Here is a 15,219-nt window from a genome sequence, read left to right on the forward strand (position 1 = left end):
GCGGCCGGGCCGGGCCATCCGACCGGGCCGGGCCGTCCGGGCGGGCGGGGGCGTCCGGGCGGATGCGGCGCAGGGCGGTGGCGAACGTGGCCAGCGCCCGCTCCTCGGCCGCCGGCTCCGGCAGGGCGAGCAGGACACCGACCGCCTGGTCGTCGACGGCGCTGGTCAGCCCGGTCAGCTTCGCCTCGCGCAACGCCTGCCCGACCGCCTCGGCGAGATCGCGCAGGCGCGCCGGGCCGGCCTGCGGGCCACCCGCGCCCGCGTCGGCCGGGTGCCCGGGCTCCGCGAGCGGGCCGCCCTCCCCCGCCGGTTCGTCGCCGCGATGCCGCACCACGACCCCGACCAGGTGCCGGCGCTCCAGCACCACGCCGAGCGCCCGGGCCCGCAGGGCGACCTCGTCCACCGGCAGCGAGTGGTCGAGCAGGGCGGTGAGCAGCGTACGGTGGATCTGCCGCTCCAGGCCCTCGGCGTCGCGCCGGATCAGCCGGCCGAGGGCCAGCGTCGAGGCGGCCCGCTCGACCAGGATGGTCAGCCGGGTCGGTGGGGCCACCGGCGGCGCGACGATGGCGACCGGCGCACCGCCCTCCCCGGTCGACGCGAACCCGCGCCGGTCGGCCGCCAGTTCGCCCCCGCCCGGCCAGCGCAGCAGCAGCCGGCCCCAGTCCTGTCCCCGAGCGCCGACCGTGGTGACCAGCCACCCGTTGTCTGCGTCGTACGCGGTCCGCCCCGCCGGCCGGATCCGCCGGGAGTGCTGCTCCCAGCAGTCCAGCAGCAGCTCGGCGCTCTCCCCCGCCGGGTCGTACGCGAGCACCTGCCGGGAGAGGTTCTCCAGCACCACCGGGCAGCCGGAGAGCTCGGCGGCCTGCCGGACCACCTCGCCGGGGCCGGCACCCTCCACCGACAGCTCCGTGAAGCGCTGGTGGATCTCCTCCGTCGCCCGCAGCTCGGTCAGCTGGGCGTCGACGATCAGGGCGTGCACCGCCTCGGTGATCCGGACGAACGGGGTGGCCCGCCGCAGCTCGACCAGGGGCAGCCCGCGCCGTTGGGCGGCCGCGGCCATCACCCGGGGCACCGCGCTGACGTACCGGCGGCCCAGCTCGACGACCAGACCGGAGACGCCGACGTCCGCCAGGTCGCCGATGAACGCGCGCAGCCCGCCGTCGTCGGCGGGCAGCCCGATGCCGGTGGTCAGCACCAGCTCCCCGCCGCCGAGCAGGGGGGCGATGTCGGGTACCTCGGTCACGTGCACCCAGCGCACCGGGCGGTCGAGGCCGGCGTCCCCGGCGACCAGGCGCGGAGCGCCGTGGCGGACCGGGTCCAGCGCGAGGACCTCACGGACGGTAGGAAACACGGCGACACGCTACCGTCCGTGACGTCGATTCCGCACGGCCCAGGCTTGCTCAGTCGACGCCGAACTCCATCGCGGCGCGGTCGAGCGCCTCGTCGTCGGCGGAGGAGACGCCCCGGGAGGCGATGGCTTCCGCGCCGCCCTGCGGCATCGCACCGATCAGCCCGGTCGAGGCCGCCTGCGCGGCGCCGACCATCCGCTGCGGGGCCGCGCCGCCGACCATGCCGAGGGTGGCGTACTGCTCCAGCTTCGCCCGCGAGTCGGCGATGTCCAGGTTGCGCATGGTGAGCTGGCCGATCCGGTCCGACGGGCCGAACGCCGAGTCCTCGGTACGCTCCATCGACAGCTTGTCGGGGTGGTAGCTGAACGCCGGACCGGTGGTGTCGAGGATCGAGTAGTCCTCGCCCCGGCGCAGCCGCAGCGTCACCTCGCCGGTGACCGCCGTGCCGACCCAGCGCTGCAACGACTCGCGCAGCATCAGCGCCTGCGGGTCCAGCCAGCGCCCCTCGTACATCAGGCGACCGAGGCGGCGGCCCTCGTTGTGGTAGTTCGCCAGGGTGTCCTCGTTGTGGATGGCGTTGACCAGCCGCTCGTACGCGGCGTGCAGCAGCGCCATGCCGGGTGCCTCGTAGATGCCCCGGCTCTTGGCCTCGATGATCCGGTTCTCGATCTGGTCCGACATGCCCATGCCGTGCCGGCCGCCGATGGCGTTGGCCTCCAGCACCAGGTCGACGGGGCTGCCGAACTCCTTACCGTTGATCGTCACCGGGCGGCCCTGGTCGAAGCCGATCGTGACGTCCTCGGTCGGGATCTCCACCGACGGGTCCCAGAACCGGACTCCCATGATCGGGTTGACCGTCTCGATGCCGGTGTCGAGGTGCTCGAGGGTCTTCGCCTCGTGAGTGGCGCCCCAGATGTTGGCGTCGGTGGAGTACGCCTTCTCGGTGCTGTCCCGGTACGGCAGGCCGCGTTCGAGCAGCCACTCCGACATCTCCCTGCGCCCGCCCAGTTCGGTGACGAAGTCGGTGTCGAGCCACGGCTTGTAGATGCGCAGCTGCGGGTTGGCCAGCAGGCCGTACCGGTAGAACCGCTCGATGTCGTTGCCCTTGAAGGTCGAGCCGTCGCCCCAGATCTGGACGTCGTCGGAGATCATCGCCCGGACCAGCAGGGTCCCGGTCACAGCCCGGCCCAGCGGGGTGGTGTTGAAGTACGCCCGCCCGCCCGAGCGGATGTGGAAGGCCCCGCAGGTCAGCGCCGCCAGGCCCTCCTCGACCAGGGCGGCGCGGCAGTCGACCAGCCGGGCGACCTCGGCGCCGTAGCTGAGCGCGCGCCCTGGCACCGAGGCGATGTCGGGCTCGTCGTACTGGCCGATGTCGGCGGTGTAGGCGCAGGGAACGGCGCCCTTGTCGCGCATCCACGCGACCGCGACCGAGGTGTCGAGGCCGCCGGAGAAGGCGATGCCGACACGTTCACCGATGGGCAGGGAGGTGAGAACCTTGGACACGGGGAAGATTATGCACCAGGCCGCATGAGCATGCAAATGGCCGGTCGACCTGGCGGTTCAGTCGGTGGTTGGACCCGGCCGCACGAGCCGCACCCGCCTCACAGGGGATCGTCACGGCCCAGCTCCCAGAAGGCGACCGCGGCCGCGGCGGCCACGTTCAACGAGTCCACCCCGCGCCGCATCGGGATGACCACCCGCACGTCGCTGGCGGACTGGGCCGCCGCGGTGAGGCCGGGGCCCTCCGCCCCGAGGAGCAGCGCCGCCCGCTCGCGCTGCGCCGCGGTGAGCCGCTGGATCGGCACGGCGTCCGGAGCCGGCGTCATGGCGAGCACGCTGAAGCCCGCCTCCCGCACCTGGTCCAGGCCCGCCGGCCACCGGTCGAGCCTGGCGTACGGAACCGCGAAGACCTCCCCCATGCTGACCCGCACGCTGCGCCGGTACAGCGGGTCGGCGCAGGTCGGCGACAGGAGCACCGCGTCGATGCCGAGCGCGGCCGCGCCCCTGAAGACCGCTCCGAGGTTCGTGTGGTTGTTCACGTCCTCGAGGACCACCACCCGCCGGGCGGCCGCCAGCACCTCGGCGGCGGCCGGCAGCGGCTTGCGCCGGAACGACGCCAGCACGCCCCGGTGCACGTGGAAGCCGGTGGCCCGTTGCAGCACGTCCTGGGTGGCGGCGTAGACGGGGGCGTCGCCGGTGTCCAGGTCGGCGAGCTGGTCGACCCGCTTGGCGTCCACCAGGTACGACCGGGCCGGGTAGCCGGCCCGCAGCGCCCGGCGCAGCACCAGCTCGCCCTCGGCGATGAACAGGCCGTGCGGCGGTTCCCAGCGGGTACGCAGCTCGACGTCGGTCAGCGCGCGGTAGTCGGCGATCCGGTCGTCGTCGGGGTCGGTGATCGGGTGGATGGGCACCCGCCGATTCTGCCGGACGCGCCGCAGCCGCCCCGGGCCGCCCGACGCCGGGGCGACCTGAGGTGTTTTGTCCGGGTAGGAGGGGGAATGGCGGGCCGGAACGGCGGACCGACGGAAGGACAGTCAGGTGAACGCACGTCCCATGGGCACGCCGGGGCCGGACCGGACCGACCACCCGGACGGATGGCGCGTCGACCTGGGCCCCCTGCCCCGCGACGCCACCGTCGCGGACCACATCGTGCACCGGTTGGCGGGCTGGGGCGTGCGCCGGTACTTCGGCTATCCCGGCGACGGCATCAACGGCCTGACCTCGGCGCTGCAACGCACCGGGGAGCGGGCGCAGTTCGTCCAGGTACGGCACGAGGAGACCGCCGGCTTCGCGGCCTCGGCCCACGTCAAGTACGGCGGCGGGCCACTCGGCTGCGCGCTGGTGACCAGCGGGCCCGGCGCGATCCACCTGCTCAACGGCCTGTACGACGCCAAGCTGGACCACCAGCCGGTGGTCGCCCTGGTCGGCCACACCGCGCTCACCGCCGAGGGCGGCGGCTACTACCAGGAGGTGGACCTGCTCGCCCTCTACAAGGACGTCGCGGCCGCCTTCCTGGCCCAGCTCGACCACCCCAGCCAGGTCCGCCACCTGGTCGACCGGGCCTGCCGCACGGCGCTGGCCCGGCGTACCGTCACCGCGCTGGTGCTGCCGTCCGACATCCAGGTCGCGCCGGCCGTGCCGGAGCCACCGCACGCGCACGGCTACTACCGCACCAGCGACGTGCCCAGCAGCGACCCGACGGTGCCGCCGGAGGCGGACCTGCGCCGGGCCGCCGAGGTGCTGGGCGGCGGCGAGCGGGTCGCCATGCTCATCGGGCAGGGCGCGCTCGGCGCGGTGGACGAGGTCCGCGCGGTCGCCGACCGGCTCGGCGCGGGGGTGGCGACCGCGCTGCTCGGGTTCGCCGCCGTGGACCACCGGGAGCCGTGGGTGACCGGCGCGATCGGCCTGCTCGGCACCCGGCCCAGCTGGCAGCTGATGAACGAGTGCGACCGGCTGCTGATCGTGGGCAGCAACATGCCGTACGCGGAGTTCTATCCGCCGCAGGGACGGGCCCGGGCGGTGCAGATCGACCGGGACGGCACGCAGTTGGGGCTGCGGTACCCGACCGAGGTGAACCTGACCGGGGACGCCGGCCCCACCCTGCGGGCCCTGCTGCGCGAGCTCGGCCCCGGCCCGGGACCGACCCGCTGGCGGGCGACAATCGGGAAGGCGACCACGGCCTGGCGCGAAGCCCAGCGGGAACTGGCCGGACAGGCCGCCGACCCGGTCAACCCGCAGCTGCTCTTCGCCACCCTCAGCGACCGGCTGCCCGACGACGTGATGATCTCGGTCGACTGCGGCACCACGACCGCCTGGTACGCCCGGCACGTCCAGGTCCGCCCCGGCATGCTGGCCAGCCTCTCCGGCACCCTGCTCTCGATGGGCGGCGCGATGCCGTACGCGCTGGCCGCCAAGTTCGCCCACCCGGACCGTCCGCTGGTGGCCCTGATCGGCGACGGCGCGATGCAGATGAACGGGGTCAACGAGCTGATCACGGTGGCCAAGTACTGGCGGAGCTGGTCGGACCCCCGGTTCGTGGTGCTCGTGCTCAACAACCGGGACCTGGCCTTCGTGAGCTGGGAGCAGCGCTCCAGCGAGGGGACGCCGATGTTCCCGGACAGCCAGCAGCTGCCCGACATCGGCTACCACCGGTGGGCGGAGGTGCTGGGCCTGCACGGCGAGCTGGTCGACGCGCCGGAGCAGGTGCCGGGCGTCTGGGAGCGGGCGCTGAGCGCCGACCGGCCCGTGGTCGTCAACGCGTTGGTCGACCCGGCCGAGCTGATGCTGCCGCCGCACTTCACCGCCGAGCAGGCCCGCAACACCGCCGCGGCCGTGCTGCGGGGCGACACGGACTGGGCGGGCATCATCCGGCGGGGCCTGCCCACGGCGGTCGCCACCCTCCGGCCGGGGCGCGGTCGGGGCTGACCGGGGCGGGTCCGGACCCCGCCGGACCCGGGCCGACGCGAGGGGCACCGGCGGGCGCAGCCCCCGCCGGACCCGGGGCGGCGTCAGCCGGCCCGGTGGTACCGCAGCAGCACGGACCTGCCGTCGAAGGTCCGCGACTCCGCCAGGCGCAGACCCATCCGCTCGGTGGCCGCGAAGACCGGCTTGCCGCCGCCCAGCACCACCGGGTGCACGAAGATCTGGTACTCGTCGATCAGGCCGAGGTCGGTCAGCGCGGCGGCGGCGTCGGCGCCGCCGTTGAGCAGCAGGTCACCGCCCGGCTGCTCCTTGAGCGCGGTGACCTCCGTGGCGAGGTCGTCGCCACCGACCACCCGGGCGCCGTGGTCGGCCGCGGTGAGCGTGCGCGAGAGGACCACCTTCGGCGTCCGCCGCCAGATCGGCACGAACGCGAGGTCGTGCGGGTGGTCGGAGATCGACTCCGCCTGCGGCCAGTAGCCGGCCATCATCTCCCAGACCCGGCGGCCGTAGAGGAACGCGCCGGCCCGGCCGCACTGCTCCAGCGAGAAGGCGGACAGCTCCGGGCCCATCTCCGGCCAGTCGAACTCGCCGTTCGGCCCCTCGATGAACCCGTCGAGCGACTGGTGCACCCCGTAGACGATCTTGCGCATGGCCCTGCTCCCGTTGGCGTCGGACGCCCCTCGTGGGCGTTCTCGCCAGGTGGTCGGAGCGGCGGCGCCGGATCCGACAGCCCCGGACGACTTTTCTAAGGTTTTTTCCACGGCTTGTCCGGCGCCGCTATCGTGCCGCTCATGCGCCGCGCGACGATCATCGCCCTGGTCGGCGTCGACGGAGCTGGGAAGACCACCCAGGCGAGGGCGCTGGCCGACCGGCTCACCTCGGCCGGTGTGCCGGCCAGCTACTTCGAGAACGCCGGCGGCCGGCCGCTCTGGAACCGGCTCGCGCAGGCGCTGGGTCACCGCGACGGGCCGCACCTGTTCGGCCGCACCGGCTACGTGACCATCGAGGCGACCGTGCGCTGGCTCGCCATCGCCCGGGCGGTGCTGGTCGCCCGGCTGACCGGCCGGACGGCGGTCATGGACCGCTGGTCCTGGTGCCAGTACGTGGTGATGCGGGTCCGCGGCGACCGGGGCGGGCGGCTGGCCCGGCTGGCGTACGCGATCTTCCCGCGACCGGGTCTCGTCTGCTTCCTGGCGGTCTCGCCCGAACGGGCCCAACAACGGGTGCTGGCCCGGGGCATCGACACCGAGGAGCTGGCCCACCTGCGTGGCCTGGACGCCGGCTACCGGGGACTGCCGGAGTTCGGCACGTTCACCGTCATCGACGCAAACGGCGACCCGGCCGAGGTCGGCGCGGCCCTCGACCGAGTGGTCCGGGCCGCCCTCGCCCGCTGACCTCCGGTCCCCGACCGGCCGGCTGCCAGGCTGGTTGCCCGGCTCGCTCCCCAGCGTCAACCGGGACCGTCGGCGGCACCACCGGCCGGCAGCCCCGGTCGCGCCCTGTCGAGCTGCCCGCACAGATGGGGCAGTCCGCGGAGCAGCGGGTCCGCGAGGGGACGGACGACCTCACCGCCGGCTGGAACGCCCTGGCCACCATGTCCATGCTGGCGGCCCTCGGCTCGCCCTGCCCGGGGCCGCCACGATCCGCCCGCCGGATCCGTCCCCGGATCGTCCGCCGGGCGGTCCCATGGGTGGGGCAGCTCGACAGCGCGCGCAGGTTTTCCTGGAAGAGCGCCGAAAGCCGACGACCGCACCGGATTGCGGATCGACGGCCAGCGGCGGGGACGCCGGCGGCCAGCCGTGGACGGTCAGCCATGGGCCGTCAGCCGTGGAAGGAACGCCCCTCGACGCGGCCCGCTCCCGCGTGCCGGCCGACGGCAGCCGTGGGAGGACGGCGGGCGTCAGCCGTGGGAGGAATGGCGGTCAGCCGCGGCGCTCCAGCCAGCGTCGCAGGTCGGACAGGCGCTCATCGTCGGCGGGCGACGGCCGCCGCTCCTCGGACGGGGGGCGGCGCTGCTCGACCGGCGGACGCTCCACCGGGCGGCGCGGGTCGCCGACCAGCTCCCGGCTCGGGGCGGCGAAGGCCTTCTCCGGCTCACCGGCGACGGCGGTGCCGATGACGCGGGCGACCGCGTCGATCACCCTCGCCTGCACCGCCGCGCCCACCGAGTCGGTCGGGTCGTCCGGGTTGGCGGCGATGCCGGCGACCGCCACCTGCGGGGTGAAGCCGACGAAGGTCTCGGTGGCGTTCTTCTCCGAGCTACCGGTCTTGCCCGCCACCGGCCGGCCGTCGAGGATCCGGTTCACCGAGGTGGCCGTGCCCCCGTTGCACTGCCCGGACGTGGACTGCTGGCCCACGGGGCAGCGCGCCGCGTCGGTGGCGGCCCGGGCCACGTCGGCGTCGAGCACCCGGCGGCAGGACGGGTCGCCGACCGGCACCCGCTGGCCGTCGGCGGCGGTCACCGAGACCACCGGAAGCGGGGCGCAGTACGTGCCCTCGGCGGCCACGGTGGCGTACGCGTTGGCCAGGTCGAGCGGGGTGGTGGCGGTCACGCCCAGGGTGAACGAGCCCCAGTTGGCGGCGTCGTTCTCGGCGAAGGTGGCGTCGGCGTCGGCCCGGAAGGTGATGCCGAGGCGCTTCGCCATCTCGACCACCTTCTCCTGCCCGACCTGCTCGGCCAGCCAGACGAAGTAGGTGTTCACCGAGCGGCCGAAGCCGTCCCACATCATCCGGTAGCCGTCCATCCACTCCGGGTTGGCGTTGGCCGGGCACCACCGGCCGTCGCAGCTGCCCTCGCCCTCGGCGGCGTACCGGGTGGGCAGCCGGCTGGGCGCGTCGAAGCCGGTGGAGAGCGGCTTGCCGGCCTCCAGCGCGGCGAGCATGGTGAAGAGCTTGAACGTCGAGCCGGCCTGGTAGCCGTCCACGCTGTCGCCGCCGGAGATGAGCGGGTTGACGGTGTTGGGGCGGTTGGCCTGCCCGTCCGGGTTGGCGTCGAGGCTGTAGTGCCGGTTGACCGCCATCGCCAGCACCCGACCGGTGCCCGGCTCGACGGCGGCGATCGGCAGGGCGCGCTTGTCGTCGTAGGAGTAGACGCCGGTGGCCTGCTTCTGCGCGGTGGCCTGGATCCGCGGGTCGAGCGAGGTCACCACGGTGTAGCCACCGCGGCGCAGCGCCTGCTCGCGCTCCTCGACGCTGGCCCCGAACTCGGGCTGCGCGAGCCACCACTGCCGCAGGTAGTCGCAGAAGAAGCCCCAGTCGTCGTGCCCCTGCGCGACGGCGGTGCACCCGTTGGGCTGGGCGGTGGGGCGCAGCGTCAGCTTCTCGGCCCTGGCCCGCGCGGCCTCCTCGGCGCTGATCGCCCCGGTGGAGACCATCGAGTCGAGCACGTAGCCGCGGCGGGTCAGCGCGGCGTCCGCGTCGCCGTCGATCGGGCTGTACGCCTCCGGCGACTGCACCAGGCCGGCGAGCAGGGCCGCCTCGCCGAGGGTCAGCTCCGCCGGGGACTTGGCGAAGTAGCGCTGGCTGGCCGCCGCGATGCCGTACGCCCCGGAGCCGAAGTACGCGATGTTCAGGTACCGGTTGAGGATCTCGTCCTTGCCCAGGCGCTGCTCCAGCGCCGTGGCGTACCGGATCTCCTGGATCTTGCGCCCGACGGTCTGCTCGGTGGCCGCGGCGCGCTCCTCGGCGGTGCGGCCGGGATCGGTCTTGAGCACGTTGCGGACGTACTGCATGGTCAGCGTCGAGCCGCCCTGCTGGCCGCCGCCGGAGACGTTCGACACCACGGCCCGCAGCAGCCCGCGCAGGTCGGCGCCGCCGTGGTCGTAGAAGCGCCGGTCCTCGGCCGCCACGATCGCCTGCCGCATCACCGGGGCGATCTCGGCGAGCGGCACGTCGGTGCGGTTCACGTCGTAGAACGTGGTGATCAGCGTCTTGCCGTCGTTGGCGTAGAGGTAGGAGCGTTGCGGCGTGACCGGGGTGCGCAGCGCCTCGGGCAGCGCGGCGTACGACCCGACCGCGGCCTTGGCGGCGAACCCGAGCAGCAGGTTTCCCGGCAGCGCGGCGACCGCCAGGACGAGGCCGGCGAGCACGCCGGCGAGCAGCACGGTGAACAGCCGCGACAGCGGCGGGCGGGGTGGGGCCATGGTCCCCAGGGTTGCCACGCGACGGGCCGATCGACCACCCCCGCAGCCCGGTTGTCAGCAATTTCACCGCCCGTGACCAGCGACTTCTCATCCCACCGGCCCCCTGGGCCACCGCCCGCCCCGTGCATACCACCCGCCCCGGCGGCGGCCGCCCGGTCCGGCGACGCCCGCCGGTTCCGGTGGCCCTCGGAGGCGGCGCGACGGGTCAGGTGGGCAGCGGGCCGTTCGGGCCGGGAGCGGCCGGGGCGGCGGCGAGGCTCGCGCTCGCGGCGTCGCGGGCGATGTCCCGGGGCACCAGGCGGCCGGAGCGGTAGCCGATGCCCATGCCGGCGACCAGTACGAAGATCGCCCCGAAGGTCTGCAGCGAGCCGATCAGCGCGCCGCCGACGCCCAGCAGCGGGGCGGCGATCATCAGCATGGCGCCGTCGCCGATGCTGAACGTCCCGGAGCGGGCCACCGACCAGCCGGTCAGCAGCCAACCCAGGCTGTAGCAGGTGGCTCCCACCAGCACGAGCGTCCGCGCGGTGGTGCCGAAGACCGGGGTCTGCTCCACCAGCCCCGCGAACGGCAGCATGAGCACCGTGCCGGCGATGGAGACGAGCAGGCCGGCGACGGCCGCGCGGCGGCTGCGGGTCGCCGCCAGCAACCCGGTCAGCGCCAGCAGGGCGAGCAGCCCGAGCCACACGGCCGCCACCCAGCCCACCAGGTAGAGGGGCCGGCCGTCGGCCGGGTACGGGTCGTTGCCCACCCCGCCGTCGCTGCCCATCGCCACGACGGCGTAGAGGATGGCGTACGCGGGGAGCAGCCACACCGCGCCCCGGGCGAGCCGCCGCAGCGACCAGGCCCAGGTGGCGTTCGTGGCCGGCCCGATCGGCGTCGGCTCGACGAAGGGCAGCACGCCGAACCCCCCGCCGGTACGCCGACTCCCGAGCGGCCCGGTGGGATCGTGCGCGCCGGGGACCGGGGCCGAGGACCGCACCCGCTTCGCCGGATCCTTCATGCGTCACCTCGCTCGTCCGACGAGCGGCGCGGGACGCGCCGGGGCGCCCCGATGCCTGCTCACCGCCCGTCCTAGGACCGATGGTGGCAGGTGACGGAGCGCCCCATGAGTCTTTCTCGCATTTCCGGGCGACCGGCGCCCGGCCCAGTCAGCCGCGTTCGCGCTGGTCGGACGGGTCGTTGAGCAGGCTCGCCGGGGAGACCGGCTCCGGCGCCGGCAGCCCCTGCGGCTTGCCGCCGGAGACCTGGGCCTCGGCGACGCGTACCTCGTCGTGGATCTGCTGCGCGGCGGCCGCCGCGGCCTGCGCGGCCTCGGCCGCCTCGCGCTCCACCGCGCTCGCGCTGTCGGCCGCCTCCGGCGCCGGCTCATCGCCGACCATCCGACTCAGCCCGCCGAGCGCGCCGCCCATGCCCTCCAGCGCCTTGGTCAGCTCGGCCGGCACGATCCAGACCTTGTTCGCGGTGCCGTTGGCGATCTGCGGCAGGGCCTGGAGGTACTGGTAGGCGAGCACCTTCTGGCTCGGGTTCGCCTGGTGGATCGCGTCGAACACGGTCCGGATCGCCTTCGCCTGGCCCTCGGCCTGGAGGATCCGGGCCTGCCGGTCACCGTCGGCCCGCAGCACGGCGGACTGCTTCTCGCCCTCGGCCGTGAGGATCTGCGACTGCTTGTGCCCCTCGGCGGTGAGGATCGCCGCGCGACGGTCCCGCTCGGCGCGCATCTGCTTCTCCATCGAGTCCCGGATGCTCGCCGGCGGCTCGATCGCCTTGATCTCGACGCGGGTGACCTTGATGCCCCACCGGCCGGTGGTCTCGTCCAGCACGCCCGACAGGTGCCGGTTGATCTCCTCGCGGCTGGTCAGCGCGCGCTCCAGGTCGAGCGAACCGATCACGTTGCGCAGCGTGGTGACGGTGAGCTGCTCGATGGCCTGGAGGAAGTTCGAGATCTCGTAGGTCGCCCGGACCGCGTCGACCACCTTGAAGTAGAGGACCGTGTCGATCGAGACGACCAGGTTGTCGGAGGTGATCACCGGCTGCGGCGGGAAGCTGACCACCTGCTCGCGCATGTCGACCTTGGTACGCACCGCGTCGACGAACGGCACCAGGATGTTGAGCCCCGGGTTGAGGGTGCGCTTGTACCTGCCGAGCCGCTCCACCACGTCCTGGCGCTGCTGCGGCACGATCCGCACCGCCTTCGCCAGGGTGATCACCCCGATCAGCGCGATGGCGATCAGCAGGACCGGGATCACAAGTTCCATGTACTCACCTTTTCGCTTCGGGTAGCTCGCCGGAAGGGGAAACGTCGTCCCGCCACACCAGGGCGGTGGCACCCCGCACCTGGATCACCTGCACCCGTTCGCCCGGGGCGAAGTGCTGGCTCGCGTCGTAGGAGCGGGCCTGCCACAGCTCACCGTCGATCTTCACCATGCCCTGCCCGGCGTCGACCCGCTCCAGCACCAACGCCGTGCTGCCCTCGATCGCTTCCACGCCGAAGGCCCGCTCGCCGCTGTCGAGCGCCGAGCGCCGGTGCCTGCGCAGCGTCGGCCGCACCCCCAGCACAGTCAGCGCCGACACCGCGGCGAAGACGATCGCCTGCACGCCCACGGGCGCGCCGAGCGCCGCGGCTCCCGCGGCGGCGAAGGCGCCGGCCGCGAACATGATCAGAAACAGCGCCGTCGTGAAGATCTCGGCGACCGCCAGAACGACACCCAGCACGATCCACAGCACGGCGTCCACCCCCCGATCGTGACACGTCAAAGCACGTGGAGCCCACCGGCGAAGATCAGTAAGCTCGGCGGCACGCCGACGGCCCGCCCGACGGTGCCGCAATCCACGAGGAGAGCCCGTGTCCCTGCTGCCCGAGACCGCCCGCCGGGTCGACGCCCTCGTCGCCGGGGCGCAGTCCGCCGGCCGTACGCCGTCGCTGCTGATCGGCGTGGTGCGGGACGGCGCGCTGACGCACCTCGCCACCGCCGGCGAGCACCCGCGCCCCGACGCCGACCTCCAGTACCGCCTCGGGTCGATCAGCAAGACCATGACCGCCACCCTGGTCATGCAGGAACGCGACGCCGGCCGGCTGGCCCTGGACGACCCGCTGGAGAGGCACCTGCCCGGCACCGGTGTGGGCACGCTCACCCTGCGACAGCTGCTCGGCCACGCGAGCGGCCTGCGCCGCGAGCCGGACGGGCAGTGGTGGGAGCGCGCCGAGGGCGCGGACCTGGCCACCCTGCTGGCCGGGGTCGGCGCCGAGAAGATCGCCTACCCCGCGCACCGCTCCTACCACTACTCCAACCTGGCGTACGGGCTGCTCGGCGGGGTGCTCGAGCGGATCACCGGCACCGGCTGGGCCGAGCTGCTGCGCCAACGCGTGCTGGAGCCGCTCGGCATGCGCCGCACCACGTACGCGGCGACCGAGCCGTTCGCCCGCGGCTACGTCGTGCACCCCTGGCACGACACGCTGCGGGAGGAGCCGCGTACCGACACCGGGGCGATGGCCCCGGCCGGGCAGCTCTGGTCGACCGCCGAGGACCTGGCCCGGTGGGCGGCCTTCCTGGCCGACCCGGCGCCGGAGGTGCTGGCCGCGGACACGCTGACCGAGATGTGCGTCCCGGTGGCGATCAGCGACCTCGACTCGTGGACCGGCGGGCACGGCCTGGGGCTGGAGCTCTACCGGCAGGGCGAGCGGGTGTACGTCGGGCACGGCGGCTCGATGCCCGGCTACGTGGCCGCCCTCGCGGTGCACCGCCCGTCGCGCACCGGCGTGGTCGGCTTCGCCAACTCGTACGGCTTCCGCACCGGCGGGATCGGCGGGCTCGCGCTACGGGTCCTCACCACCGTGCTGGAGGCCGAGCCGGCGTTCCCGCGGCCCTGGCGGCCGGCCGCCACTCCCCCGCCCGCCGAGGTCGACGAGGTGACCGGTCGTTGGTGGTGGATGGGGGCGTCGCTCGACGTCACCTGGGACGCGGCCGCGGGTGAGCTGGTCGCGTACGTGCGCGGCGAGCGGGTGAGCGTGTTCGTCCCCGAGGGGCCCGACCGCTGGCGGGGTCGCTCCGGCCCGGAGAACGGCGAGATCCTGTCGGTGCTGCGCGACGAGGCGGGGCGGGCCGTGGCGCTCGACGTCGCCACCTTCGTCTTCACCCGTACCCCCGACCAGGAGCCCTGACCGCCCACGCTCCGCCCCGCGCCAGCCCGCGGTCCGGGCGCGGGCCGGCCTGCCGCCCCGGGCCGGCCCGCCGCGTCCGTTCCGGGCTGGACGGACGCGCGGGGCCGTCAATCCGACGCGCCGGGCCGGGCCGACGCTCAGGCCGGCTCGGTGACGAAGTCGATCAGTCGTTCCATGGCGTTGATCAGCGGGGTCTCCACGTCGGCGAAGCTGTCGACCCTGGACAGGATGTGCCGCCACATGTCCGCCGGCGTGGCGACCCCGAGCGCCGCGCAGACGCCCTCCTTCCACGGCTGCCCCGGCGGCACCACCGGCCACGCCGGGATGCCCAGCGCCGCCGGCTTCACCGCCTGCCACACGTCGACGTACGGGTGCCCGGTGACCAGCACGTGCGGGGAGGTCACCTTCGCGACGATCCGGCTCTCCTTGGAGCCGGCGACCAGGTGGTCGACGAGCACGCCGAGGCGGCGGCCGGGGCCGGGGGCGAAGTCGCGCACCTCGGCGTCCAGCGCGTCGATGCCGTCCAGCGGCTCCACCACCACGCCCTCGACGCGCAGGTCGTCGCCCCAGATCCGCTCGACCAGGGCGGCGTCGTGGATGCCCTCCACCCAGATCCGGCTGGCCTTGGCGACCTGGGCGCGTACGCCGTCGACGGCGATCGAGCCGGAGGCGGTGCGCCGGCGGGCGGCCGGTGCCGGGGCGCGGGTCGGGCGGCGCAGCGTCACCGGCCGCCCGTCGAGCAGGAACGCGGCCGGCAGCAGCGGGAAGTTGCGCCGCCGACCGTGCCGGTCCTCCAGCACCACCGCGCCGGCCTCGAAGCCGACCACCGCGCCGCAGAAGCCGGAGTCGGCGTCCTCGACCACGAGGTCCGGCTCGGCGTCCACCTCCGGCGTGACCTTCCGCCGCCGCCAGTCCCCGGCCAGCACATCGTTCCCATACCGCCGCCCCATGCCGATCAAGCTAACCCCCCACCCCGCCCCCCGCACCCGACACGCCGACCCCGCCCCTCTCCGCCCCTCTCCGGGGGATCATGCAGTCGTGGCGCCCCGCAAAAAGGGCGGAGATCGACGATCCGCCCACCACAACCGCATGATCGACGGGGTGGCGGGGGCGTGGGCGACGGGGTTGCGGGTGGTCGGAGCGGCAG

12 protein-coding genes are annotated in these 15,219 nt (G+C 74.4%); 3 read left to right on the forward strand and 9 right to left on the reverse strand.

Going from position 1 to position 15,219, the window contains the following annotated elements:
• From AB0G13_RS25215 to AB0G13_RS25225, 3 genes are all read right to left on the reverse strand, one after another.
• On the reverse strand, positions 1 to 1,351 hold a 1,351-nt coding region (locus AB0G13_RS25215; protein ID WP_357878805.1), incomplete at its 3' end, for a PucR family transcriptional regulator ligand-binding domain-containing protein.
• Positions 1,352 to 1,400: 49 nt separating this feature from the next.
• A complete protein-coding gene (gene argG, locus AB0G13_RS25220; RefSeq protein ID WP_357878808.1) occupies positions 1,401 to 2,852 on the reverse strand; it encodes an argininosuccinate synthase in 1,452 nt (483 codons plus the stop codon).
• A gap of 98 nt (positions 2,853 to 2,950) precedes the next feature.
• Positions 2,951 to 3,787 carry an RNA methyltransferase gene (locus AB0G13_RS25225; protein WP_357878871.1) on the reverse strand — a complete coding sequence of 279 codons (837 nt, stop codon included), beginning with the start codon at positions 3,785 to 3,787 and terminating at the stop codon, positions 2,951 to 2,953.
• A 115-nt stretch (positions 3,788 to 3,902) separates the two neighbouring features.
• Between AB0G13_RS25225 and AB0G13_RS25230 the strand changes: the two genes are divergently transcribed.
• Positions 3,903 to 5,774, forward strand: a complete 1,872-nt coding sequence (locus AB0G13_RS25230; protein WP_357878874.1) for a thiamine pyrophosphate-requiring protein — start codon at positions 3,903 to 3,905, stop codon at positions 5,772 to 5,774.
• A gap of 83 nt (positions 5,775 to 5,857) precedes the next feature.
• Here the strand turns inward: AB0G13_RS25230 and AB0G13_RS25235 are convergent, their stop codons facing one another.
• Entirely contained in the window at positions 5,858 to 6,421 is a 564-nt protein-coding gene (locus AB0G13_RS25235; protein WP_357878814.1) for a dihydrofolate reductase family protein, read from the reverse strand.
• A 141-nt stretch (positions 6,422 to 6,562) separates the two neighbouring features.
• Here AB0G13_RS25235 and AB0G13_RS25240 point away from each other — a divergent pair, with 141 nt between their 5' ends.
• Positions 6,563 to 7,165: a thymidylate kinase gene (locus AB0G13_RS25240; RefSeq protein ID WP_357878817.1), complete on the forward strand. Its 603-nt coding sequence runs from the start codon at positions 6,563 to 6,565 to the stop codon at positions 7,163 to 7,165.
• Between the two features lie 528 nt (positions 7,166 to 7,693).
• On the opposite strand, the gene AB0G13_RS25245 is transcribed toward AB0G13_RS25240, so the two are convergent.
• The 4 genes from AB0G13_RS25245 to AB0G13_RS25260 form a co-directional block, all read right to left on the reverse strand.
• Entirely contained in the window at positions 7,694 to 9,913 is a 2,220-nt protein-coding gene (locus AB0G13_RS25245) for a transglycosylase domain-containing protein (protein ID WP_357878820.1), read from the reverse strand.
• A gap of 205 nt (positions 9,914 to 10,118) precedes the next feature.
• Positions 10,119 to 10,913, reverse strand: coding sequence for a hypothetical protein (locus AB0G13_RS25250; protein WP_357878823.1), 795 nt, complete (start codon positions 10,911 to 10,913; stop codon positions 10,119 to 10,121).
• Positions 10,914 to 11,061: 148 nt separating this feature from the next.
• On the reverse strand, positions 11,062 to 12,168 hold the full coding sequence (locus tag AB0G13_RS25255) for an SPFH domain-containing protein (protein ID WP_357878826.1): 1,107 nt from the start codon (positions 12,166 to 12,168) through the stop codon (positions 11,062 to 11,064).
• A gap of 4 nt (positions 12,169 to 12,172) precedes the next feature.
• Positions 12,173 to 12,646 (reverse strand): NfeD family protein, encoded by a 474-nt coding sequence (locus AB0G13_RS25260; protein ID WP_357878829.1) that lies wholly within the window; start codon positions 12,644 to 12,646, stop codon positions 12,173 to 12,175.
• A 109-nt stretch (positions 12,647 to 12,755) separates the two neighbouring features.
• Here AB0G13_RS25260 and AB0G13_RS25265 point away from each other — a divergent pair, with 109 nt between their 5' ends.
• Entirely contained in the window at positions 12,756 to 14,072 is a 1,317-nt protein-coding gene (locus AB0G13_RS25265) for a serine hydrolase domain-containing protein (RefSeq protein WP_357878832.1), read from the forward strand.
• A 137-nt stretch (positions 14,073 to 14,209) separates the two neighbouring features.
• Here the strand turns inward: AB0G13_RS25265 and AB0G13_RS25270 are convergent, their stop codons facing one another.
• Positions 14,210 to 15,022, reverse strand: a complete 813-nt coding sequence (locus tag AB0G13_RS25270) for a DUF3097 domain-containing protein (protein ID WP_357878835.1) — start codon at positions 15,020 to 15,022, stop codon at positions 14,210 to 14,212.
• Positions 15,023 to 15,219: the final 197 nt, after the last annotated feature.

This window comes from Micromonospora sp. NPDC023633, from assembly GCF_040640035.1.
In the GTDB taxonomy this organism is placed as follows: Bacteria; Actinomycetota; Actinomycetes; order Mycobacteriales; family Micromonosporaceae; genus Micromonospora.

What these genes read in the sequence shown, in the direction of transcription:
- AB0G13_RS25230 (WP_357878874.1), top strand. Translation starts at nt 3,903, where the DNA reads ATGGGCACGCCGGGGCCGGACCGGACCGACCACCCGGACGGATGGCGC.
- AB0G13_RS25235 (WP_357878814.1), bottom strand. Translation starts at nt 6,421, where the DNA reads ATGCGCAAGATCGTCTACGGGGTGCACCAGTCGCTCGACGGGTTCATC.
- AB0G13_RS25240 (WP_357878817.1), top strand. Translation starts at nt 6,563, where the DNA reads ATGCGCCGCGCGACGATCATCGCCCTGGTCGGCGTCGACGGAGCTGGG.
- AB0G13_RS25245 (WP_357878820.1), bottom strand. Translation starts at nt 9,913, where the DNA reads ATGGCCCCACCCCGCCCGCCGCTGTCGCGGCTGTTCACCGTGCTGCTC.
- AB0G13_RS25255 (WP_357878826.1), bottom strand. Translation starts at nt 12,168, where the DNA reads ATGGAACTTGTGATCCCGGTCCTGCTGATCGCCATCGCGCTGATCGGG.
- AB0G13_RS25250 (WP_357878823.1), bottom strand. Translation starts at nt 10,913, where the DNA reads ATGAAGGATCCGGCGAAGCGGGTGCGGTCCTCGGCCCCGGTCCCCGGC.
- AB0G13_RS25270 (WP_357878835.1), bottom strand. Translation starts at nt 15,022, where the DNA reads ATGGGGCGGCGGTATGGGAACGATGTGCTGGCCGGGGACTGGCGGCGG.